This is a genomic window from Klebsiella planticola, from assembly GCF_000783935.2.
Classification (GTDB): Bacteria; Pseudomonadota; Gammaproteobacteria; order Enterobacterales; family Enterobacteriaceae; genus Klebsiella; species Klebsiella planticola.
In genome coordinates, this window is record NZ_CP026047.1 from 2280482 (window position 1) to 2301948 (window position 21467).

21 protein-coding genes are annotated in these 21467 nt (G+C 57.6%); 8 read left to right on the plus strand and 13 right to left on the minus strand.

The genetic code is table 11. From position 1 onward, the window contains the following. The first annotated feature begins 86 nt into the window (after nucleotides 1-86). Nucleotides 87-2480 carry a beta-N-acetylhexosaminidase gene (locus tag MC50_RS11055; protein WP_047663851.1) on the plus strand — a complete coding sequence of 798 codons (2394 nt, stop codon included), beginning with the start codon at nucleotides 87-89 and terminating at the stop codon, nucleotides 2478-2480. A gap of 56 nt (nucleotides 2481-2536) precedes the next feature. On the opposite strand, the gene ridA is transcribed toward MC50_RS11055, so the two are convergent. The 5 genes from ridA to MC50_RS11075 all read right to left on the minus strand — a co-directional run bounded on the left by ridA (nucleotide 2537) and on the right by MC50_RS11075 (nucleotide 4642). Further along, on the minus strand, nucleotides 2537-2923 hold the full coding sequence (ridA, locus tag MC50_RS11060; RefSeq protein WP_032689775.1) for a 2-iminobutanoate/2-iminopropanoate deaminase: 387 nt from the start codon (nucleotides 2921-2923) through the stop codon (nucleotides 2537-2539). A 168-nt stretch (nucleotides 2924-3091) separates the two neighbouring features. Beyond that, nucleotides 3092-3553: an aspartate carbamoyltransferase regulatory subunit gene (gene pyrI / locus MC50_RS11065; protein WP_004857283.1), complete on the minus strand. Its 462-nt coding sequence runs from the start codon at nucleotides 3551-3553 to the stop codon at nucleotides 3092-3094. 12 nt (nucleotides 3554-3565) lie between these two features. Further along, nucleotides 3566-4501: an aspartate carbamoyltransferase gene (gene pyrB, locus MC50_RS11070; protein WP_032689773.1), complete on the minus strand. Its 936-nt coding sequence runs from the start codon at nucleotides 4499-4501 to the stop codon at nucleotides 3566-3568. A gap of 2 nt (nucleotides 4502-4503) precedes the next feature. After that, nucleotides 4504-4563: a pyrBI operon leader peptide gene (locus MC50_RS29230; protein WP_112150686.1), complete on the minus strand. Its 60-nt coding sequence runs from the start codon at nucleotides 4561-4563 to the stop codon at nucleotides 4504-4506. After that, nucleotides 4538-4642, minus strand: a complete 105-nt coding sequence (locus tag MC50_RS11075) for a pyrBI operon leader peptide (RefSeq protein ID WP_015585298.1) — start codon at nucleotides 4640-4642, stop codon at nucleotides 4538-4540. The genes MC50_RS29230 and MC50_RS11075 overlap by 26 nt, the downstream gene beginning before the upstream one ends. A 193-nt stretch (nucleotides 4643-4835) precedes the next feature. Here MC50_RS11075 and MC50_RS11080 point away from each other — a divergent pair, with 193 nt between their 5' ends. After that, complete coding sequence (locus MC50_RS11080; protein WP_032689772.1) at nucleotides 4836-5291, plus strand: YhcH/YjgK/YiaL family protein; 456 nt, start codon at nucleotides 4836-4838, stop codon at nucleotides 5289-5291. Between the two features lie 110 nt (nucleotides 5292-5401). Here MC50_RS11080 and argF read toward each other — a convergent pair whose 3' ends face one another. Together argF and argL are read right to left on the minus strand one after the other, a co-directional pair. Next, nucleotides 5402-6406, minus strand: coding sequence for an ornithine carbamoyltransferase (argF, locus tag MC50_RS11085; RefSeq protein ID WP_047663854.1), 1005 nt, complete (start codon nucleotides 6404-6406; stop codon nucleotides 5402-5404). Next, complete coding sequence (argL, locus tag MC50_RS29235; RefSeq protein WP_371033352.1) at nucleotides 6376-6471, minus strand: putative translational regulatory protein ArgL; 96 nt, start codon at nucleotides 6469-6471, stop codon at nucleotides 6376-6378. The genes argF and argL overlap by 31 nt, the downstream gene beginning before the upstream one ends. A 98-nt stretch (nucleotides 6472-6569) precedes the next feature. Between argL and rraB the strand changes: the two genes are divergently transcribed. Beyond that, on the plus strand, nucleotides 6570-6995 hold the full coding sequence (rraB, locus tag MC50_RS11090) for a ribonuclease E inhibitor RraB (protein ID WP_004857292.1): 426 nt from the start codon (nucleotides 6570-6572) through the stop codon (nucleotides 6993-6995). A gap of 173 nt (nucleotides 6996-7168) precedes the next feature. Then, nucleotides 7169-7936, plus strand: a complete 768-nt coding sequence (gene miaE, locus MC50_RS11095) for a tRNA isopentenyl-2-thiomethyl-A-37 hydroxylase MiaE (RefSeq protein ID WP_032689770.1) — start codon at nucleotides 7169-7171, stop codon at nucleotides 7934-7936. A gap of 132 nt (nucleotides 7937-8068) precedes the next feature. On the opposite strand, the gene MC50_RS11100 is transcribed toward miaE, so the two are convergent. The 4 genes from MC50_RS11100 to pepA all read right to left on the minus strand — a co-directional run bounded on the left by MC50_RS11100 (nucleotide 8069) and on the right by pepA (nucleotide 13625). Then, nucleotides 8069-8572, minus strand: coding sequence for a GNAT family N-acetyltransferase (locus MC50_RS11100; protein WP_032689769.1), 504 nt, complete (start codon nucleotides 8570-8572; stop codon nucleotides 8069-8071). 120 nt (nucleotides 8573-8692) lie between these two features. Next, nucleotides 8693-11548: a valine--tRNA ligase gene (locus MC50_RS11105; protein WP_047663855.1), complete on the minus strand. Its 2856-nt coding sequence runs from the start codon at nucleotides 11546-11548 to the stop codon at nucleotides 8693-8695. Further along, the gene (gene holC / locus MC50_RS11110) at nucleotides 11548-11991 is read right to left on the minus strand and encodes a DNA polymerase III subunit chi (protein ID WP_004857306.1); all 444 of its coding nucleotides are present in this window, start codon (nucleotides 11989-11991) and stop codon (nucleotides 11548-11550) included. Before holC ends, MC50_RS11105 begins: the two co-directional genes overlap by 1 nt. Nucleotides 11992-12113: 122 nt before the next feature. Beyond that, nucleotides 12114-13625, minus strand: coding sequence for a leucyl aminopeptidase (pepA, locus tag MC50_RS11115; RefSeq protein ID WP_004857309.1), 1512 nt, complete (start codon nucleotides 13623-13625; stop codon nucleotides 12114-12116). A gap of 267 nt (nucleotides 13626-13892) precedes the next feature. Between pepA and lptF the strand changes: the two genes are divergently transcribed. Further along, nucleotides 13893-14990 (plus strand): LPS export ABC transporter permease LptF, encoded by a 1098-nt coding sequence (gene lptF, locus MC50_RS11125; protein WP_032697183.1) that lies wholly within the window; start codon nucleotides 13893-13895, stop codon nucleotides 14988-14990. Further along, a complete protein-coding gene (gene lptG / locus MC50_RS11130) occupies nucleotides 14990-16072 on the plus strand; it encodes an LPS export ABC transporter permease LptG (protein WP_032689765.1) in 1083 nt (360 codons plus the stop codon). Before lptF ends, lptG begins: the two co-directional genes overlap by 1 nt. A gap of 40 nt (nucleotides 16073-16112) precedes the next feature. Here the strand turns inward: lptG and MC50_RS11135 are convergent, their stop codons facing one another. Together MC50_RS11135 and MC50_RS11140 are read right to left on the minus strand one after the other, a co-directional pair. Beyond that, on the minus strand, nucleotides 16113-17615 hold the full coding sequence (locus MC50_RS11135) for a helicase HerA-like C-terminal domain-containing protein (RefSeq protein ID WP_047663858.1): 1503 nt from the start codon (nucleotides 17613-17615) through the stop codon (nucleotides 16113-16115). Between the two features lie 98 nt (nucleotides 17616-17713). Further along, nucleotides 17714-18535, minus strand: coding sequence for a TIM barrel protein (locus tag MC50_RS11140; RefSeq protein WP_032697184.1), 822 nt, complete (start codon nucleotides 18533-18535; stop codon nucleotides 17714-17716). 352 nt (nucleotides 18536-18887) lie between these two features. On the opposite strand from MC50_RS11140, the gene MC50_RS11145 reads away from it, so the two are divergent. Continuing rightward, nucleotides 18888-20393: a CoA-acylating methylmalonate-semialdehyde dehydrogenase gene (locus MC50_RS11145; RefSeq protein WP_032689762.1), complete on the plus strand. Its 1506-nt coding sequence runs from the start codon at nucleotides 18888-18890 to the stop codon at nucleotides 20391-20393. 18 nt (nucleotides 20394-20411) lie between these two features. Further along, nucleotides 20412-21221, plus strand: a complete 810-nt coding sequence (gene iolB / locus MC50_RS11150) for a 5-deoxy-glucuronate isomerase (protein ID WP_032689761.1) — start codon at nucleotides 20412-20414, stop codon at nucleotides 21219-21221. The last annotated feature ends 246 nt before the right edge of the window (nucleotides 21222-21467 follow it).

Here is a 21467-nt window from a genome sequence, read left to right on the forward strand (position 1 = left end):
CCGTCATCCCCTTTGCTTGACGCTCTTTTGCGCGCATGTTAACCCAATGTTTTGCTTTTTTTGGCCCGTCATCACAAGGAAAACTCATGCTTAACTCTGTGCGTTATGGCCTGCTGACCAGCGGATTATTATTTGGCGCGATGGCACATGCCGCTCCGGTCGGCGATCTGCCGCTGATGCCGTGGCCGGCTCACGTCGAACGCCCGCAGTCGCCGGGCGCGTTGGTGTTGAATCATCAGCTGACGCTGAACGTGACCGGCGACGTGCCCGGCGACGCCGTAGGCCGCTGGCGCGAGCGCATTGCCCGCCAGACCGGCTGGACGCTACAACCGCAAATGGCGCCGGTTAACACGCCGACAATTCACGTGGTGGTGGCCAAAAAAGTGCCGGCGATTCCTCGCCCTGACAGTGATGAAAGCTACCAGCTGAAGGTGACCGCCGAGGGCGTTACCCTCAAGGCGAATACCCGGTTTGGCGCGCTGCGCGGGATGGAAACGCTGCTCCAGCTGATGCACAACGGCACTGAAAATACGGCGATTCCTTACGTCACGATTGATGATGCGCCGCGCTTCCCGTGGCGCGGGCTGCTGCTGGATTCCGCTCGCCACTTCATACCGCTGGAGGCTATTAAACGCCAGATTGACGGTATGGCGGCGGCTAAACTGAACGTTTTCCACTGGCATCTGACCGACGACCAGGGCTGGCGCTTCGCTTCCACGCGGTATCCGAAACTGCAACAGAAGGCCAGCGACGGGCTGTTTTATACTCAGGCGCAGATGAAAGAGGTGGTGCGCTACGCGGCGGACCGTGGCATTCGCGTGGTGCCGGAAATCGATATGCCCGGCCACGCGTCCGCGATTGCGGTGGCCTACCCGGAGCTGATGAGCGCTCCGGGGCCCTACGACATGGAGCGTCATTGGGGCGTACTGAAACCCGTGCTCGATCCCAGCAAAGAGACCACCTACGCCTTTGCCGAGGCGATGATCGGCGAGCTGGCGGCTATTTTCCCGGACCCGTATCTGCATATCGGCGGCGATGAGGTTGACGACAGTCAGTGGAAAGCGAATCCGACTATCCAGGCGTTTATGCGCGAGAAGGGGCTGGCCGATAGCCACGCGCTGCAGGCGTACTTCAACCGCAGGCTGGAGGCGATCCTCGAAAAATACCATCGGCAGATGGTGGGCTGGGATGAAATTTATCACCCGGACCTGCCGAAAAGCATTCTGATTCAGTCCTGGCAGGGGCAGGATGCGCTGGGCGAGGTGGCAAAACAGGGCTATCGCGGGATCCTCTCCACCGGTTTCTATCTCGACCAGCCGCAGTACACCGCCTATCACTATCGCAATGAAATTGTGCCTCATGGGCTGAACGGCGTGGATACGATAAGTGATAACGACAGCGCGCAGAGCTGGAGCTTCTCGATGCCGCGGCTGAAGGGCAGCGCGGTTGAGGGGAGCTTTACACTGGTTAAAGGCGAGGGCGGCTGGCGCGGTTTTATTGATTTCAAAGGCAAATCTCGTCGTGCGGTGCAGGATATTGAATGGGGCGACGACGATCGGCTGACCTTTCGGGTCGACACCTGGATGGGGGAAACCCGACCGGTGCTGAGCGTGAACGACGATAAGCTGGGCGGCTATTTCCTGCTGGGCAACACCCGCTATCCGGTCAGCGGGAAAAAGCTGGAAGCGGTGCCCCAGGGCACGCCGCCGGTGGTCCCGGATACGGACCAGCAGAAAAACCTGCTCGGCGGTGAGGCGGCGCTGTGGGCGGAAAACGTGGCGGCGCCGGTGCTGGATATTAAACTCTGGCCGCGGGCCTTTGCGGTGGCGGAGCGGCTGTGGTCGGCGCAGGATGTCAACGACAGCGATAACATGTATCAGCGGCTCCAGGCGATGGACAGCTGGTCTACGGTGTCCGTTGGCCTGCAGCAACATACCCAGCAGCTGGTGCAGTTCACGCGCTTAGCCAACGGCAGCAGCACCCTGCCGCTGCAAATTCTCGCTCAGGCGCTGGAGCCGGCGCACTACTACACCCGCCAGCATCTGAAATTTCAGGCTAATCATTATCATCTGTTTGAGCCGCTGAACCGTCTGGCCGATGCGCTACCGGCGGAAAGCGCCACCGTGCGCAGCCTCGATCGTTGGGCGGCGCGCTTGATCAGCGATGCTGAAGACAGCGAAAGCGCGGATGCGCTGCGCCATATTTTTACCCTCTGGCAAAATAATATCGCCGATGCGCAGGCGCTGACGGAAAACAGCTATCAGCTGGCGGCGATAAAGCCGGTGGTGGCGCAGGTGGATAAGCTGGCGACGCTGGGGATACGGTTGACCGATCTGGTGGCGCGTCAGGGAACGCTGGATGATAAAGAGTATGCGTCGGTTCAGGCGCAGCTCGACGAGGCGGCGAAAACCCAGGATGAGCTGGTGATTGCGGCGGTGTATCCGCTGGAGAAACTGTTGCGGGCGACGAAGGTCGAGTAGTGAAACTCCCTCACCCGGCGCAGCGATAAAGGCGCATGGGTGAGGGGATGCGAGGCTTAGCGACGAATCGCGATCGCTTCGATCTCGATTTTCACATCTTTCGGCAGGCGAGCCACTTCCACACAGGAACGTGCCGGGAAGGTCGCATTATGCTCGCTGAAAAACGCTTCATAAGCGGCATTCACGGTGGCGAAGTCGTTGAGATCTTTAACGAATACGGTGGTTTTAACAATGTCGCCGACTTTCAGGCCTGCGGCTTCAACGATAGCTTTGACGTTGTCCAGAGACTGACGCGCCTGCGCGGCGACATCTTCCGGCACGCTACCGGTTTTCGGATCGACGGGGATCTGGCCGGAAGTGATGATCATGCTGCCCAGATCAACACCCTGAACATACGGGCCGATTGCTGCTGGTGCATTTTCCGTCGCGATAGTTTTAGACATGAGTTCTCCTGAATAACAGCATTATTAAATAGTGACGCAAAATCCTTCGAGTTGCATCGACGCGGCACGGGGCGAACCGCCCGCACGGCCGACAAAGAAGCAGCTTGAAGGATAGCGCGTAGGGAACCCGGCCATTATAGGGAGCCGGGTTGCCAATACCAACCTCAATTAGTTGGCCAGAACCACATAATGCGAAAACTCTTTTTCACAATATTTGCACTTCAACGCGATATCGTTTTCCCGCTTTTTCACTGCAAAGCTGGAGGAAACCGGCTCAGCGTGGCTGATACAGTTGCTGTTCGGGCAGACCAGCACGCTGTTAATCCGATCCGGCAGATTCGGGCGTGACTTACCGACCACTTCATAATCATCGATGCGGTTGACCGTGGCATGCGGGGCATACAGCGCCAGCTGGTTCACCTGCTCGTCGGTGAGGAAGGTATTCTCAATTTTTACCAGGTCCTTGCGGCCCATTTCACCTGACGGCAGGTTCAGGCCGATGGTGATACGCTGATCCGTTTCGGTCAGTTTGAACAACGTCAGCAGTTTAAAGCCCACCTGCGCAGGGATGTGGTCGATAACGGTGCCACGTTTAATGGCTTCTACCTGCAGTTTATTATCGTGTGTCATGGTCGTTTCCCCTTACAGAGCCAGCTCGCTATTCAGTACCAGTGCCAGTAACGCCTGGCGTGCGAAGATGCCGTTGCCGGCCTGCTGGAAGTACCAGGCGTGCGGCGTTTTATCGACATCGGTGGTGATTTCATCAATGCGCGGCAGCGGGTGCAGCACTTTCATATTGTGACGGGCGCCTTCGAGGTCGGCGGCGCGCAGGACAAACTGCGCCTTCACGTTGGCGTATTCCGACGGGTCAAGACGCTCTTTCTGGACGCGGGTCATGTACAGAATATCCAGCTCTCCCATCACTTCATCAATGGCGCTGTGCACGCTCCAGGCAATCCCTTTCTCATCCAGCATATCGAGGATGTACTGCGGCATCGCCAGCGCATCCGGGGCGATAAAGTAGAAGCGGTTGCCGTTAAATTTCGCCAGCGCCTGGGTCAGCGAATGGACGGTGCGGCCATATTTGAGGTCACCGACCATCGCGACGTTGAGGTTTTCCAGACGGCCCTGAGTTTCCTGGATGGTGAAGAGATCCAGCAGGGTCTGCGTCGGGTGCTGGTTAGCGCCATCGCCGGCGTTGAGGACCGGAATACCGCCGGAAAACTCGGTCGCCAGACGCGAAGCCCCTTCCTGCGGGTGACGCATCACGATGGCGTCGACGTAGGTGCTGATGACCGAAATGGTGTCGGCCAGGGTTTCGCCTTTTTTGCCCAGCGAGGTGTTGCTGCTGTCGGAGAAGCCCACCACGCTGGCGCCGAGGCGGTGCATCGAGGTTTCAAACGACAGACGGGTACGGGTGGAGGCTTCAAAGAAACAGCTGGCGATAACCTTATGCTTCAGCAGTTCCGGCTGTGGGTTCGCTTTCAGTTTTGCAGCGGTCGCCAGGACCAGTTCGAGGTCTTCTCGGCTGAGATCGTTTATGGAAATGATATGTTTTTGATATAGCGGGTTAGCCATGTTTATCTCCTGACGCCTGGGCAAAAAAAAAGCCCCTTAAATAAGGGGCTTCGAGAATTCATTGAGCAACGGAAAGAAAAACGCTACGCCAGCGCCTGTGTTCAGACGCGGTAAGACAGAATGTCGTACGCAGTAGACCATGCTTCCTCCCGGCAAATCGACCGGCATTATACGCAGCTCAAATTTCGGATCAAGCGATTAGTACACAAACAAGAAAACGATTGCTTCGATAAGGCTGCGCCAGCGCAAAAAACCGTAAAAAAGAGGTGGTATGGCAGTGTGAAGGGGCGTATAAAAACAAAAATGAAAAGCTGTTTTATCTTTGAGAGGTTCTATGATCGTTGGTCACATTCACCATCTGCAGGCCTGGCTGCCGGACGCGTTGCGTCAGGCGATTGAGCACGTTAAAGCCCACGTGAGCGAAGAGACGCCGCCCGGCAAATACGATATTGACGGTAGCAACGTGTTTTATATGATTTCGGAAGATACGACCGAACCTCTTGCCGCCCGCCGCGCGGAATACCATGCGCGCTATCTGGATATCCAGATTGTGCTGCGCGGCCAGGAGGCCATGACCTTCAGCACCCGCCCTGCCGCTGGCACCCCGGACATCGACTGGCTGGCGGAGAGAGATATTGCGTTTCTGTCGGCCGGCGAACAGGAGCAAACCGTCATTCTGAACGAGGGCGATTTTGTGGTCTTTTACCCGGGAGAAGTGCATAAGCCGCTGTGTGCCGTAGGCGAACCGGCCAAAGTGCGTAAGGCGGTAGTGAAGATCCTGATGGCGTAAAAAATCCCCGGGTGGCGCGACGCTTACCGGGGCTACGGGGAGGTAGCCCGGATAAGTCTGGTTGCCCGGATAAGCGTCGCGCAATCCGGGAACATCCCGCGAGAGAACGACTATTTACTCAGCGTCGCCACCATCACCGCTTTGATGGTGTGCATCCGGTTTTCCGCCTGATCGAAGACGATGCTTGCCGGCGACTCAAAGACCTCGTCAGTCACTTCCATGCCGCCATGCAGGCCGTATTCCGCCGCCATCTGTTGACCAAGGGTCGTTTGATCGTCATGGAACGCGGGCAGACAGTGCAGAAATTTCACCTGCGGATTACCGGTCAGCGCCATCATGTCGCTATTCACCTGATAAGCGCGCAGTAACGCAATGCGCTCCGCCCATTTCTCTTTGGCTTCGCCCATCGAGACCCACACGTCGGTGTAGATAAAGTCGGCCCCTTTCACACCCGCCGCGATATCTTCGGTCAGCGTGATGTTGCCGCCGTTTTTCTGCGCCAGCGCCCGGCATTCCGCCACCAGATTCTCTTCGGGCCAGCAGGCCTTCGGAGCCACCAGGCGCAGATCCAGGCCGGTCAAGGCCGCGGCTTCGAGCATGGAGTTGCCCATGTTGTTGCGGGCGTCGCCTGCATACACCAGGGTCATTTCGTTAAAGGCTTTCCCCGGCAGATGCTCCTGCATGGTCAAGAGATCCGCCAGCAGCTGGGTAGGATGAAACTCGTTGGTCAGGCCGTTCCATACCGGAACACCGGCATATTCGGCAAGGGTTTCGACCACTTCCTGACCATGGCCGCGGTACTGAATACCGTCATACATCCGGCCCAGCACGCGGGCGGTATCTTTAATGGATTCTTTATGGCCGATCTGGCTGCCGCTTGGCCCGAGATAAGTGACGCGGGCACCCTGATCAAATGCGGCAACTTCGAAAGAGCATCGTGTCCGGGTAGAGTCTTTTTCGAAGATGAGCGCGATGCTTTTTCCAGCCAGATGCTGGATTTCAATACCGTTTTTTTTATCGGTTTTTAGTCTGGCCGCCAGCTTCAGCAGGGCGGTGATTTCCGCAGGGGTAAAATCGAGTAACTTTAAAAAATGCTTCTGGTAAAACGCGGACATGATTCCCTCACATGGCTTAAGCCCCTTATTGAATTAAAATTCAATTTATATGTATGAATATTCATTTGCAACCCCGTGACACAAATCTTTCGCACAAAGGTGGAGGCAATCACGGCGGTATGTGACAATAGAAGTATCTGCCGCACATTATGAGGAACGAGCCATGGCAAACCCGGAACTACTGGAAGAACAGCGTGAAGAAACGCGTCTGATTATCGAAGAGCTGCTCGAAGACGGCAGCGATCCGGACGCGCTGTACACCATTGAACACCATCTCTCTGCCGACGACTTTGAAACGCTGGAGAAAGTGGCTGTCGAGGCCTTCAAGCTGGGTTACGAAGTGACCGAGCCGGAAGAGCTGGAAGTGGAAGAAGGCGAAGTGGTTATCTGCTGTGACATCCTGAGCGAAAGCGCCCTGAAGGTGGAGCTGATTGATGCCCAGGTTGAGCAACTGATGACGCTGGCGGAAAAATTCGGCGTCGAATATGACGGTTGGGGCACTTACTATGAAGACCCGAACGGTGAAGAGGGCGATGAAGAAGATGACGACGATCTCGTCGATGAAGACGATGACGGCGTTCGCCACTAAGTAAATCTGCACGTCATCCTTCAGGCCGCGTCTTTGCTGGCTACGCACAGGAACCCCGGCGACATCGTTCTCTATGTTGTCGGGGTTTTCGTCTCGTTATACCCTGAACAATAATTGTGTCTGTTTGGATGCGATAACGGCCGGCAGCCGTTACCGTATAGCAAGGAACCTCAATGGACTACCCGCAAATACTCGCCCCCGTACGTCACTTCCTGCACTGCCCAACGCCACAGGCGTGGATCGATGAAGCCCGTAAGCCGGAAAATCTCCCGCTGCTGCTGACTGATCATATGGTCTGCGAGCTAAAAGCGGCGCAAAACGCGCTGCTGCTGGTGCGTAAATATGTTGCTGATAAACAAGGGGCCGACGAGCTGCTGGCCTGCCTGAAGCCGTATGAGGACTTTACCTACCGCTGGGGGCCCGAGCCGGATTTCATCGCGCTGCATAAACGAATTAATAAAAGCGCCATGCCGCAAACCGACGATCCCTGGAGCCGTCAGCTGGTGGACAGCATGGTACTGCTGATTAAAGAAGAGCTGCACCATTTCTGGCAGGTGCGGGAAATGATGCAGGCCCACGACATCCCGTACGTCAAAATCACCGCCAGTAATTATGCCCGCGGGTTGCGCAGAGAGGTGCGCTCCCACGAACCGGTGATGCTGATCGATAAGCTGATTTGCGGCGCCTACATTGAAGCGCGCTCCTGCGAGCGCTTTGCCGCGCTGGCGCCGTGGCTGAATGACGATCTGCAAAAGTTCTATCTGTCGCTGCTGCGCTCCGAAGCGCGGCACTATCAGGACTATCTGGATTTGGCGCAGCAGATTGCCGAAGAGGATATCAGCGAACGTATTCACCAGCTTGGCGAGGCGGAGGCGGCGCTGATTAACGCCCCGGAGGCCGAATTCCGTTTCCACAGCGGCGTGCCGATGGTCGCGGCGTAAAGAGCCTTTCCCCGGAGGCGATGCGTTCCGCGCCTGTCCGGGCTACCAAACCGCCGGGTAACCTGAGGGGGAGAGCCGTCGCCCCGGTAACTATCGCGCGTCCGGGGAACCGCGGCTGACGGCGACGAGCCGTTACAGCGTTTTCAGCATCCGCACTTCGCAATCGACATGACCGGTGCAGCCAAGCGGCCCGTCGATATGTTCGAAGCCCAGGCGCTCATACAGCCCGACGGCTTCTTTCAGGAAGGCGGTGGTTTCCAGATAGCAGCGTTTGAAACCCTGCTCGCGGGCATAATCTAACGCCAGCAGCGCCAGCTTTTTCGCCAGCCCCTGGCCACGGGCAGAGGTCATAAAATACATTTTCTGTAATTCGCAGATATCCGGTTCGCTATGCGCCAGCGGGGCAATGCCGCCGCCGCCGACCACCTGACCCTCCTGTTCAACCACCCAATAGGCGGAGCCCGGCTGGCTGTAGAGCTCAAAAAGCTCATCGAGGTTAGGGTCGGCGACCGTATAGCCTTTATCGGCCGTCAGGCCGTATTCCGCAGAAACCTGGCGGATAACGTTGGCGATAGCTGCATTATCTTCAGCGGTGATGCGGCGCAGCGACGCCGTAATGGTCGCGCTCGTATTCATACGATGACTCATAGCAAAAAATGACGGATGGTGTTGTTAATAACATCGCGAGCGGGGGAAGCGCAAGCGGGTATCGCGGATAAAAACGCCCCTTGCCTGAGCCGGCAAGGGGCGGGAGGATTACAGCGCGGCGATGACCGCCTGCTGTTCGATCAGTTTGCTTTTCGCTTCGGCATAACCGTCCAGCTTCTCACGCTCTTTGGCGATCACCGCTTCCGGTGCGCGAGCGACAAAGCCTTCGTTGGCCAGTTTGCTTTCGATGCGGCTGATTTCACCGTCGATCTTCGCCACTTCTTTCGCCAGACGCGCCAGCTCATCTTCTTTGTTGATGAGACCCGCCATCGGGATCAGCAGCTCGGCGCCGTCGATGATTTTGGTGACGGAAACCGGACCTTTGTCATCGGCTGGCAGTACGGTAATGCTTTCCAGACGCGCCATGGACTGCAGGAAGCTCTGGTTGTCGGTCACGCGACGCTGAGCGTCAGCGCTGCAACCGCGCAGCAGCAGTTCGAGCGGTTTGCCCGGGGCGATGTTCATTTCCGCACGGATATTACGTACCGCGACGATCGCCTGCTTCAGCCATTCGGTATCGGCCAGCGCCGCTTCATCAACCTGCGCCGCATCGTAAGCCGGGAACGGCTGCAGCATGATGGTGTCCGCATCGATACCGACGATGGTTTTCACCCGCTGCCAGATGGTTTCAGTGATGAACGGAATGATCGGGTGCGCCAGACGCAGCAGACCTTCCAGCACGGTCACCAGGGTATGGCGCGTGCCGCGCAGCTCAGCTTCAGAGCCGCCGGTCATCACCGGTTTGGTCAGCTCCAGATACCAGTCGCAGAACTGGTTCCAGGTGAACTCATACAGGATGCCCGCGGCGATGTCGAAGCGGAAGTTATCCAGCGCTTCACGGTACGCTTTCACGGTCTGGTTGAATTCGGCAAGGATCCAACGGTCCGCCAGCGACAGCACTTTCTCGCCGCCGTTGAAGCCGCAGTCCTGACCTTCGGTATTCATCAGCACGAAGCGGCTGGCGTTCCACAGCTTGTTACAGAAGTTACGGTAACCTTCCAGACGCTTCATATCCCAGTTGATGTCGCGGCCGGTGGAGGCCAGCGCCGCCAGGGTGAAGCGCATGGCGTCGGTGCCGTGCGGCTCAATACCGTTCGGGAACTGTTTCTCGGTGCGTTTGGCGATTTTCTCCGCCAGCTGCGGCTGCATCATGTTGCCGGTGCGTTTCTCCAGCAGCTCTGGCAGGGAGATGCCGTCAACCATATCCAGCGGGTCAATGACGTTGCCCTTGGATTTGGACATCTTCTGCCCTTCGTCGTCACGAATCAGACCGGTCATGTAGACGGTATGGAACGGTACCTGCGGCTTGCCGTTTTCATCTTTGATGAAGTGCATGGTCATCATGATCATGCGGGCAATCCAGAAGAAGATGATGTCGAAACCGGAGACCATCACGCTGGTTGGGTGGAACTGACGCAGCGCGTCGGTGTTTTCCGGCCAGCCGAGGGTGGAGAAGGTCCACAGCGCGGAGGAGAACCAGGTATCCAGAACGTCTTCGTCCTGACGCAGCGCAACGTCGGCGGAGAGGTGATTCTCCTGACGCACTTCGTCTTCGGTACGGCCAACGTAAACGTTGCCTTCGTTGTCATACCACGCCGGGATACGGTGACCCCACCACAGCTGACGGGAGATACACCAGTCCTGAATATCGCGCATCCAGGAGAAGTACATGTTTTCGTACTGCTTCGGCACGAACTGAATGTCGCCGTTTTCAACCGCTTCTACGGCAGGCTTCGCCAGCACGTCGGCACGCACGTACCACTGGTCGGTCAGCATCGGCTCGATCACCACGCCGCCACGGTCGCCGTACGGCACGGTCAGATCGTGAGGTTTAATCTCTTCGAGCAGGCCGAGCGCATCGATAGCCGCCACAACGGCTTTACGTGCAGCGAAACGCTCCAGATTCTGGAATTCAGCCGGGATCTCTGCGGAGTAAACTGCGGACTCTTCGCCTTTGGTGTCGTACACCTGCGCGCTTTCGCGGATGTCGCCGTCAAAGGTCAGGATATTGATCATCGGCAGGGCGTGACGTTTCCCGACTTCATAGTCGTTAAAGTCGTGCGCCGGGGTGATTTTCACGCAGCCGGTGCCTTTTTCCATGTCGGCGTGTTCGTCGCCGACGATCGGAATGCGGCGGTCAACCAGCGGCAGAATCACGAATTTGCCGATCAGGTCTTTGTAACGCGGGTCTTCCGGGTTAACGGCCACGCCGGTGTCGCCCAGCAGGGTTTCCGGACGGGTGGTCGCGACAACCAGGTAATCTTTCCCGTCGGCGGTTTTCGCGCCGTCGGCCAGCGGGTAGCGGATGTGCCACATGGAGCCTTTAGACTCGCGGTTTTCCACCTCCAGATCGGAGATAGCGGTACGCAGTTTCGGGTCCCAGTTAACCAGGCGCTTGCCGCGGTAAATCAGGTCTTCTTTGTACAGACGAACAAAGACTTCTTTTACGGCATTGGAGAGGCCTTCATCCATGGTGAAGCGCTCGCGCTCCCAGTCCACGGAGTTGCCCAGGCGACGCATCTGACGGGTAATGGTACCGCCGGATTCCGCTTTCCACTGCCAGATTTTATCGATAAAGGCATCGCGACCGTAGTCGTGGCGAGTTTTCCCTTCTTCTGCGGCAATCTTACGCTCAACCACCATCTGGGTCGCGATACCCGCGTGGTCGGTACCGGCCTGCCACAGAGTATTTTTACCCTGCATGCGCTGGTAGCGAATCATGGTATCCATGATGGTTTGCTGGAAGGCATGACCCATATGCAAACTGCCGGTGACGTTCGGCGGCGGGATCATGATGCAGAAGCTCTCCTGGCTTTCATCACCATTCGGTTTGAAATAGCCCTGCTTTTCCCAATGCTCGTAGAGCGGCTGTTCGATATCTTGTGGGTTGTATGTCTTTTCCATTATTTCCAGGTTGCCGTATTCAGGTTGAAACCAGCCATGCGGTACGCTTTGTAGCGTTCGCGCGCCAGTTGTTTCAGAGAATCTTCGTAAGGGACAAAGTCTATCACTTCTGTGAAAGCGGTGGCAAAATCTGCAAAGTTTAGCCGCAGACTGATCAGAATATCCCGCGGGCTGCTGTTGCGCTTTTGCGGCCAGGCGATCTCCACCGGCGCTCCGCCTCTGGGACCTTCTCCCGCCAGATTATGCGGGACAAAGCTTTCCGGAGGGCGGGCCCACAGCGCTTCATCCAGACGGATGGCCTGCTGTTCGTCTTCACAGGCGATAAGCACGCGTTTGCCGCTACGCCAACGTTCTGCGGCAATGTCACACACCAGTTGTTCAACGGCGCTTAAACCGTCTTGTTGTGTGTCGTTGTCCAGAAGGTAGAACGTTGCGTTTTTCATATATGGGGCTTCTTGTGGTGACTTTAAATGCTTAAGCCGGGCGGCGCTGCGCTGACCCGGCCTACAAACGGCATCTTTGCGTAGGCCCGGCAAGCGTAGCGCCGCCGGGCATCAGACGGCAATTACTCTTCGCCGGTAAACCCGGCGCGATTGAGCAGGAACTGCGACAGCAGGGCGACCGGACGGCCGGTGGCGCCTTTCGCTTTCCCGGAACGCCAGGCGGTGCCGGCGATATCCAGGTGTGCCCAGTTGTACTTACGGGCAAAGCGCGACAGGAAGCAGCCGGCGGTGATCGCGCCGCCAGGACGCCCGCCGATGTTGGCCATATCCGCGAAGTTTGACTCCAGCTGATCCTGGAATTCGTCGCCCAGCGGTAAGCGCCATGCGCGGTCGCCCGCCAGTTCGGATGCGCCGATCAGCTCGTGAGCCAGCGGATTGTGGTTAGACATCAGGCCGGTGATGTGATGGCCCAGGGCAATCACGCAGGCGCCGGTCAGCGTGGCGACGTCAATCACCGCTTCCGGTTCGAAACGCTCAACATAGGTCAGCACATCGCACAGCACCAGACGGCCTTCGGCGTCGGTATTCAGCACTTCAACGGTTTGACCGGACATGGTGGTCAGGACGTCGCCCGGACGATAGGCGCGGCCGCCAGGCATGTTTTCACAGCCGGCGAGGACGCCGATCACGTTCAGCGGCAGCTGCAGTTCAGCAACCATGCGCATCACGCCGTAGACCGCCGCCGCGCCGCACATGTCGTACTTCATCTCGTCCATGCCTTCGGCAGGCTTGATGGAGATGCCGCCGGAGTCAAAGGTCAGCCCTTTGCCGACCAGAACGATCGGGCGCGCGTCTTCCGCCGGGTTGCCTTTGTATTCAATCACCGACATCAGCGACTCATTCTGCGAACCGTTGCCAACCGCCAGGTAAGAGTTCATACCCAGCTCTTTCATCTGCTGTTCGCCGATGACGCGGGTGATCACATTCTTACTGTAGGTATCGGCCAGCTGACGGGCCTGAGAGGCCAGATAGGCGGCGTTACAGATGTTGGGCGGCATATTGCCGAGATCTTTCGCCGCTTTGATACCGGCGGCAATGGCCAGTCCGTGCTGGATGGCGCGTTCGCCGCTGGTCAGCTCGCGACGGGTCGGGACGTTGAAGACCATTTTACGCAGCGGGCGACGCGGCTCGCTTTTGTTGGTTTTCAACTGATCGAAGCTGTACAGCGTCTCTTTGGCGGTCTCAACGGCCTGGCGAACTTTCCAGTAGTTGTTACGGCCTTTCACGTGCAGTTCGGTCAGGAAGCAGACGGCTTCCATTGAACCGGTATCATTCAAAGTATTAATGGTTTTCTGAATGACCTGCTTGTACTGACGCTCGTCCAGCTCACGCTCTTTGCCACAGCCAATCAGCAGAATACGTTCTGACAGAATGTTGGGCACATGGTGCAGCAGCAGCGTCTGGCCAGGCTTACCTTCCAGTTCACCGCGACGCAGCAGCGCGCTGATATAGCCGTCACTGATTTTATCGAGTTGTTCGGCAATCGGGGAGAGGCGACGCGGTTCAAAGACGCCGACTACGATACAGGCACTCCGCTGTTTCTCCGGGCTACCGCTTTTTACACTGAACTCCATGCACTACGCTCCTGAATCTTAAAGACAACGACGGTGGCTACGGATAGAATTGCAAGCTTTCGTAACTCATGTCCGCTGTTGCGGTGACTTCGTGTTAATCTTAACGTTATTACGGCTTTGGTTCGTCAGAAAAAAACCTGATACGCGGAACCAGTGAGTCATTTAATCTTAGCGATGATTTCGAAGACCAAAGAGAATAAATGACGTTTAAGCCATGAAACAAGCAATTTTCCTGCAATAAGACGGGTTTTTACGGGCGTATTTATAGTGATAATCATAAGATATCTGGTTCGTGAGACGCTGAAAAGCCAGTTGGCGATCCTGTTCATCCTGTTACTGATTTTCTTTTGCCAGAAACTGGTCAGGATCCTTGGCGCCGCGGTGGATGGCGATATCCCGACAAATCTGGTGCTCTCGCTGTTAGGGCTGGGCGTACCGGAAATGGCGCAGCTCATTCTGCCCCTGAGTTTATTCCTCGGGCTGCTGATGACGCTGGGCAAACTGTATACCGAAAGTGAAATCACGGTGATGCATGCCTGCGGCCTGAGTAAGGCCGTACTGGTGAAAGCGGCGATGATCCTCGCGCTGTTTACCGGCGCGGTGGCGGCGGTCAACGTGATGTGGGCCGGCCCCTGGTCGTCCCGCCATCAGGACGAAGTGCTGGCGGAAGCGAAAGCCAACCCCGGGATGGCGGCGCTGGCCCAGGGACAGTTTCAGCAGGCCAGCGACGGCAGCGCCGTGCTGTTTATTGAAAACGTCAACGGCAAGCGCTTCCATGATGTCTTCCTGGCGCAGCTGAAGCCGAAAGGTAACGCGCGACCTTCCGTCGTGGTGGCCGATTCCGGCGAACTGACGCAGAAGAAAGACGGTTCGCAGGTGGTGACCATGAATCAGGGTACCCGCTTTGAAGGTACGGCGATGCTACGCGATTTCCGCATCACCGATTTTAAAAATTACCAGGCCATTATTGGCCATCAGGCGGTGGCCTCGGACCCTGACGACACCGAACAGATGGGCATGCGCACGCTGTGGCGCACCGATACTGACCGCGCGCGCGCCGAGCTGCACTGGCGCTTCACGCTGGTGGCGACGGTGTTCATTATGGCGTTGATGGTGGTTCCGCTGAGCGTGGTGAACCCGCGTCAGGGCCGCGTGCTGTCGATGCTGCCGGCGATGCTGCTGTATCTGGTCTTCTTCCTGCTGCAAACCTCGATTAAGTCAAACGGCGGTAAAGGTAAAATCGACCCGATGATCTGGATGTGGGGGATTAACCTGCTCTATTTCGCGCTGGCCGTGCTGCTGAACCTGTGGGATACGGTGCCGATGCGCCGCTTCCGTGCCCGTTTTAACAAAGGAGCGGTGTGATGCAGGCGTTTGGCGTACTCGACCGTTATATCGGTAGGACGATTTTCAACACCATCATGATGACGCTGTTCATGCTGGTTTCGCTCTCAGGCATTATCAAGTTTGTCGACCAGTTGAAAAAAGCCGGCCAGGGCAGCTACGACGCGCTCGGTGCCGGGCTCTATACCCTCCTCAGCGTGCCAAAAGATGTGCAGATTTTCTTCCCGATGGCGGCGCTGCTTGGCGCCCTGCTTGGCCTGGGGATGCTGGCGCAGCGCAGCGAACTGGTGGTGATGCAGGCCTCCGGCTTCACCCGCTTACAGGTGGCGCTGGCGGTGATGAAAACCGCGATTCCGCTGGTGCTGCTGACCATGGCGATCGGTGAATGGGTGGCGCCGCAGGGCGAGCAGATGGCGCGTAATTATCGCGCCCAGCAGATGTACGGCGGTTCGCTGCTGTCGACCCAGCAGGGGCTGTGGGCGAAAGACGGCCATAACTTCGTTTATATCGAACGGGTGAAAGGCAACGATGAGCTGGGCGGCGTGAGTATTTACGCGTTTAACGACCAGCGCCGTTTGCAGACCGTGCGCTACGCCGCTTCGGCAAAATTTGATAACGAGACGAAAGTCTGGCGCCTGTCGCAGGTCGATGAGTCTGACCTGACCGATCCGAAACAGATCACCGGCTCGCAGATGGTCAGCGGCACCTGGAAAACCAGGCTGACGCCCGACAAGCTGGGCGTGGTGGCGCTGGACCCGGATGCGTTGTCGATCAGCGGCCTGCATAACTACGTGACCTATCTGAAATCCAGCGGACAGGACCCGGGACGCTACCAGCTCAACATGTGGAGCAAAATCTTCCAGCCGCTGTCGGTGGCGGTGATGATGCTGATGGCGCTGTCGTTTATCTTCGGCCCGCTGCGCAGCGTGGCGATGGGGGTAAGGGTGGTCACCGGGATCAGCTTTGGCTTTATCTTCTACGTGCTGGACCAGATTTTTGGCCCACTGACGCTGGTCTACGGCATCCCGCCGATTATCGGCGCGCTGCTGCCAAGCGCCAGCTTCTTCCTGATAAGCCTCTGGCTGATGATGAAAAGAAACTAGCCGCCGCGTCCCCCTCCCGCCTGCCGGGAGGGGGATGAGACTACCGTTTTCGCCCGCCGAGTAAACTCCCCAGCATGCCCCTGACTATCTGATTGGTCACCTGCCGAACCGCGCTTTTAGCGGCCGTTTGTACCAGACCATCATGTTTGCCGCCGCGTGGACCGGTGGTGCCGAACAAAATATCTTTCAGCCCGCCCAGCAGACCGTCGTCAGCGCTGCCCGTCTGGCCTTTTGCCGGCGGAGCCGCCTGTTGTTCTGGGGTTGCCTGTACCCCTTTTTGCAACATTTCAAATGCGGACTCGCGATCGACCTCTTCTTCATACTTGCCGTACAGCGCGGAGTGGTTAATCAGGCCATTACGCTCGTCGTCCGTCACCGGTCCCATGCGTGAGCAGGGGGCGATCACCATCGCGCGCTCGACCACCGACGGGCTGCCTTTTTCATCGAGGAAGGAGATCAGCGCTTCGCCGGTACCCAGCTCCTGGATAGCCTGTTCGGTGCTGAAAGCCGGGTTGGCGCGCATGGTCTGGGCCGCGGTTTTCACCGCTTTTTGATCTTTCGGCGTAAAGGCGCGCAGGGCGTGCTGAACCCGGTTGCCCAACTGGCCGAGAACCGCATCGGGTATATCCGACGGGTTCTGCGAGACGAAGTAAACCCCCACGGCTTTGGAGCGAATCAGGCGGATAACCTGCTCGATTTTATCCAGCAGCACCTGAGGCGCATCGTTAAACAGCAGATGCGCTTCATCGAAGAAAAAGACCAGCTTCGGCTTTTCCCGATCTCCGGCTTCCGGCAGGCGCTCGTAGAGCTCCGAGAGCATCCACAGCAGGCTGGCGGCGTAGAGTTTCGGCATCTGATACAGTTTTTCGGCGCTGAGGATATTAATCACCCCTTTGCCGTTCTCGTCGAGGCGCATCCAGTCCTCGATGTCGAGCATCGGCTCGCCGAAAAAGTGCTCCGCCCCTTGCTGCTCCAGGGTCAACAGGCCGCGCTGGATAGCGCCGACCGAGGCGCTGCTGATGTTGCCATACTGGTTTTGAAAAGCTTTGGCGTTGTCACCGATATACTGAGTGATGGCGCGCAGATCTTTAAAGTCGAGTAGCAGCAGGCCGCGATCGTCGGCGATGCGGAAGATAATATTCAGTACGCCGGACTGGACCTCGTTGAGATTCAATAATCGCGCCAGCAGCAGCGGCCCGAGATCGGACACCGTCGCCCGGACCGGGTGGCCTTTCTCGCCGAAAATATCCCACACCACCACCGGGTTAGCGTGGGGCTGCCAGTCGGTGACGCCGATTTTTTCCAGCCGCGCCTGCAGTTTCTCCGAGCTTTGGCCCGCTGCGGCAATCCCGGTCAGATCGCCTTTTACATCGGCCATAAACACCGGTACGCCGATTTCGGAAAAGGACTCCGCCAGTTTTTGCAGGGTGACGGTTTTACCGGTGCCGGTCGCACCGGTAATCAGGCCGTGGCGGTTGGCCATTCCCGGTAGCAAATGCAGCTGTTTTTCCCGCGTGCGGGCAATCAGCAGGGGTGCGCTCATGATCGATTCCTCCATTTATCCTGCGTCGATTATAGGCAAACTGGCCGCAAACCGACGTGAGAAATCGCTGCATTCGCCTGGCGTGGCGTTGATTTCTCTCAGGCGCAATGGCGTTGAATGAGCGCGATGCTCCGTTCCGTCTCGCGGCGGATATCCTCTTCGCTCCAGGATGCCAGCTCCGGCGCAAACGGTTCGAACGCATACACCCCCTGATAACCCCGGGCTTCGAGGTGTTTGATTTGCTCACAGGTATGCAGCCGATCTTTTTCCGTCAGCATGATACGTTCGTCGTCGGTCAGGTTTTCCCGTGGACGTGCATCTTCCACGCCGGAGAGGTGCACCAGACCGATGTCAGCGATATCCACCTGGCTAAACTCGGCATCCGCCTGCGGATAGAGATGGTGGTGGAAGGTATCAATCAGTAGCTTAAACGGGACTTTCGCATCGCGGATGAGCGTCTGCGTCTGCGCGGCAGAGCGCAGTGAGCTCTGCGGGAAACCCAGCGGTTCAACCAGGCCCCGCACGCCGTAAAACGAGAACAGCGGCGACAGATCGCGCAGCGCGCTCAGCGTTTCGCTGGCCGGTACTTCGCTGCCATCGTTGAGCGGACACAGGACCAGCGATTTAGCGCCAATGGCTCTGGCCTCCTGCAACAACGATTCGGCCAGGCCGCGAACCTGCTCCGTGCGGCGGTTAAATGGGTACACCGCATTGATGGTCAAAATCTCAATATGGTAGCGGTCGGCCAGCTCGCGCACCTGCTGATGGCTGAGATCGTCGGTCACTTTGCCTGCGGGCAAATCATTACGCAACTCGACCTTATTCAGCCCAAGACTGTTCACCAGACGGAAAAAGGCCTCGATACTCAGCGATGGGGCGATCTTGCGATTAAGACAGAAACGTTGCAGTGCGATAGCCATGTGGCTCTCCTGAATGACGATAGGTTGGGTTTATTCGATCGACTGTAAGTCAAAACATTTATTTCATAATTAGCAATGACTGAAATGGTGGATCTTTGAGCTGCTTCGCAAATAATCGTACTTTACCGCTCTAAGTTACATCGGGTACAGATGGCGTCGCAGCTGAATCTTATCGCAGGCGCTTTCTTGACGAAACTCGAGCGCCGGGGCCGGGAAATGCGACGGTCATCACCAAAATAGAATTTCATTCTACATCAACATTGAAATATAAGTTTCATTTTACTACGGTTATAGCACAGCAAAATCGGAAAGGGGCCGCAGCGTTGGCCTTCCCACATCATGAGGCGAGAAGATGACGATCACAGGAAACTTTATTGGCGGGAAAACCGTCACCAGCAGCAGCAATGAAACGATGCCGGTGTACGACCCGGCGACGGGCAAGGTGGTGCGCGAAGTCACTTTGTCGACCGCTCAGGAAGTCTCTGATGCCATTCAGGTTGCCCGTGATGCCTTTGAAAGCTGGTCGCGCACCACGCCGCTACGCCGCGCCCGCGTGCTGTTCAACTTTAAAATGCTGCTTGAGCAACATGCTGAGGAGCTGGCGGGAATCATCGTTAGCGAGCACGGTAAGGTCTGGTCAGATGCACTGGGTGAACTGACCCGTGGTCTGGAAGTGGTTGAATTTGCTTGCGGTATTCCGCATCTGATTAAAGGTGAATACTCATCTGACGTCGGCACCGGCGTGGACAGCTATTCGCTGATGCAGCCGCTGGGTGTGGTGGCGGGGATTACGCCGTTTAACTTCCCGGCGATGGTTCCGATGTGGATGTTCCCGCTGGCGCTGGCCTGCGGCAACAGCTTCATCCTCAAGCCGCCGGCGCTGGCCCCGACGGCCGCGGTACGCCTGGCTGAACTGCTGAAGGAAGCAGGCCTGCCGGATGGCGTCTTTAACGTTGTGCACTGCAGCAACGATGATGCCGAGCAGCTGTATACCGATCCGCGTATTGCGGCGGTCAGCTTCGTCGGCTCCTCCGGCGTTGCCGAATATATCTACAAAACCGCCAGCGCCCACGGCAAACGCGTGCAGGCCTTTGGCGCGGCGAAAAACCATGCGATTGTGATGCCGGACGCGGATCTGGATGCGACGGTAAATGCGATTATGGGCGGTGCGTTTGGTTCTGCGGGCGAGCGCTGCATGGCGTTGCCGGTCGTGGTCGCGGTGGGTGATGAAACGGCGGATAAGCTGATTGCGCGTCTGAAGCCGCTGGTGGAAGCGCTGAAAGTCGGGCCGGGATGCATGCGCGGCAAAGAAGAGAACGAAATGGGCCCGGTGGTTTCCGATACCCATCAGAAGAAAGTGCTGGGCTATATCGATAAAGGCGCCAGCGAAGGGGCGAAACTGGTCGTCGACGGGCGTAAGCTGCGCGTGTCAGGCTATGATGACGGGTACTATGTCGGCGGTACGCTGTTCGACCACGTGACGCCGGATATGACCATCTGGCGGGAAGAGATTTTTGGACCGGTACTGGGCATTGTCCGCGTGGCGGACTATCACAGCGCGCTGGAGCTGGTGAACAGCCACGAATTTGGCAACGGCAGCGCCGTCTTCACCAGCAATGGACACACTGCCCGTGAATTCGTGCATGATGTCCAGGCCGGAATGGTCGGGGTGAACGTGCCGGTTCCGGTACCAATGGCCTTCCACAGCTTCGGCGGCTGGAAACGCTCGGTATTTGGCGCCCTCAACGTCCATGGACCTGACGGCGTGCGCTTCTACACCCGGATGAAAACCGCCACCGTGCGTTGGCCGGAAGGGCAGCAAACCGTATCTGAATTCAGCATGCCGACATTAGGTTAATCGGCGAAGGAGAACGCCATGTCGTTACTGGCTAAATCACGAAAAGAGGGGCAGATCCAGCACATCACGCCGCAAAGCGCCGGCTGGCGCTATATCGGTTTTGATGTGTGGATGCTGAAAAAAGGGCAGAGCATTACGCTGGAAAGCGGCGAGCGCGAGCTGTGTCTGGTGCTGGTTGCCGGGCTGGCGTCGGTCAAAACGACGAAGGCCGACTTCCCCGGGCTGGGACAGCGAATGTCGCCGTTTGAACGTACGCCGCCGTGGGCGGTGTATGTCCCGACGCAGGACAAGGTGGAGGTGACGGCGGATTCTGACCTTGAACTGGCGGTGTGCAGCGCGCCAGGTAAAGGTACGCTGCCGGCGCGGGTGATTCGTCCGCAGGATGTGGGCGTTGAACATCGTGGCAAAGGGCGTAATCAGCGTCTGGTGCACAATATCCTGCCGGATAATGCGCAGGCCGACTGTCTGCTGGTGGTGGAGGTGTATACCGACGAAGGCGCCACCAGCTCCTGGCCGTCGCATAAACACGATACCGCGCAGCCGGGTAAAGAGACCCAGCTGGAAGAGACCTACTATCACCGTTTCGATCCGCCGCAGGGCTTCGCACTCCAGCGGGTATATACCGATGACCGCAGCCTGGATGCCTGCATGGCGCCTTACAACCACGATGTGGTGATGGTGCCGCGCGGCTATCACCCGGTCGCGGCGATTGCCGGGTATGACAGCTATTATCTGAACGTGATGGCCGGGCCGGAGCGCAAGTGGTTGTTTACCTGGGAAGAGGACCACGCGTGGATCAACAGTCCTGACTATCCTCGTCACGACTGACGGATCGTAAGCGTTAAAAGGGCCGCTAAGTTTTTGCTTAGCGGCCCTTTTTGTCTGCACCTGTTCCCCGGTGGTTGCCCGCAAGTATTCCCCGGTGGCGCTGCGCTGACCGGGGCTACGGGGGGATGGTCGCCCGGATAAGGCGCTGGCGCGGCAATCCGGGAGGTTTCCTGAAGGTCGGAGATATTCCCCCGGTGGCGCTGCGCTGACCGGGGCTACAGGGGCTGGTCGCCCGGATAAGGCGCT

What these genes read in the sequence shown, in the direction of transcription:
- MC50_RS11055 (WP_047663851.1), top strand. Translation starts at nt 87, where the DNA reads ATGCTTAACTCTGTGCGTTATGGCCTGCTGACCAGCGGATTATTATTT.
- ridA (WP_032689775.1), bottom strand. Translation starts at nt 2,923, where the DNA reads ATGTCTAAAACTATCGCGACGGAAAATGCACCAGCAGCAATCGGCCCG.
- pyrI (WP_004857283.1), bottom strand. Translation starts at nt 3,553, where the DNA reads ATGACACACGATAATAAACTGCAGGTAGAAGCCATTAAACGTGGCACC.
- pyrB (WP_032689773.1), bottom strand. Translation starts at nt 4,501, where the DNA reads ATGGCTAACCCGCTATATCAAAAACATATCATTTCCATAAACGATCTC.
- MC50_RS11075 (WP_015585298.1), bottom strand. Translation starts at nt 4,642, where the DNA reads ATGGTCTACTGCGTACGACATTCTGTCTTACCGCGTCTGAACACAGGC.
- MC50_RS11080 (WP_032689772.1), top strand. Translation starts at nt 4,836, where the DNA reads ATGATCGTTGGTCACATTCACCATCTGCAGGCCTGGCTGCCGGACGCG.
- argF (WP_047663854.1), bottom strand. Translation starts at nt 6,406, where the DNA reads ATGTCCGCGTTTTACCAGAAGCATTTTTTAAAGTTACTCGATTTTACC.
- argL (WP_371033352.1), bottom strand. Translation starts at nt 6,471, where the DNA reads ATGAATATTCATACATATAAATTGAATTTTAATTCAATAAGGGGCTTA.
- rraB (WP_004857292.1), top strand. Translation starts at nt 6,570, where the DNA reads ATGGCAAACCCGGAACTACTGGAAGAACAGCGTGAAGAAACGCGTCTG.
- miaE (WP_032689770.1), top strand. Translation starts at nt 7,169, where the DNA reads ATGGACTACCCGCAAATACTCGCCCCCGTACGTCACTTCCTGCACTGC.
- MC50_RS11100 (WP_032689769.1), bottom strand. Translation starts at nt 8,572, where the DNA reads ATGAATACGAGCGCGACCATTACGGCGTCGCTGCGCCGCATCACCGCT.
- MC50_RS11105 (WP_047663855.1), bottom strand. Translation starts at nt 11,548, where the DNA reads ATGGAAAAGACATACAACCCACAAGATATCGAACAGCCGCTCTACGAG.
- holC (WP_004857306.1), bottom strand. Translation starts at nt 11,991, where the DNA reads ATGAAAAACGCAACGTTCTACCTTCTGGACAACGACACACAACAAGAC.
- pepA (WP_004857309.1), bottom strand. Translation starts at nt 13,625, where the DNA reads ATGGAGTTCAGTGTAAAAAGCGGTAGCCCGGAGAAACAGCGGAGTGCC.
- lptG (WP_032689765.1), top strand. Translation starts at nt 14,990, where the DNA reads ATGCAGGCGTTTGGCGTACTCGACCGTTATATCGGTAGGACGATTTTC.
- MC50_RS11135 (WP_047663858.1), bottom strand. Translation starts at nt 17,615, where the DNA reads ATGAGCGCACCCCTGCTGATTGCCCGCACGCGGGAAAAACAGCTGCAT.
- MC50_RS11140 (WP_032697184.1), bottom strand. Translation starts at nt 18,535, where the DNA reads ATGGCTATCGCACTGCAACGTTTCTGTCTTAATCGCAAGATCGCCCCA.
- MC50_RS11145 (WP_032689762.1), top strand. Translation starts at nt 18,888, where the DNA reads ATGACGATCACAGGAAACTTTATTGGCGGGAAAACCGTCACCAGCAGC.
- iolB (WP_032689761.1), top strand. Translation starts at nt 20,412, where the DNA reads ATGTCGTTACTGGCTAAATCACGAAAAGAGGGGCAGATCCAGCACATC.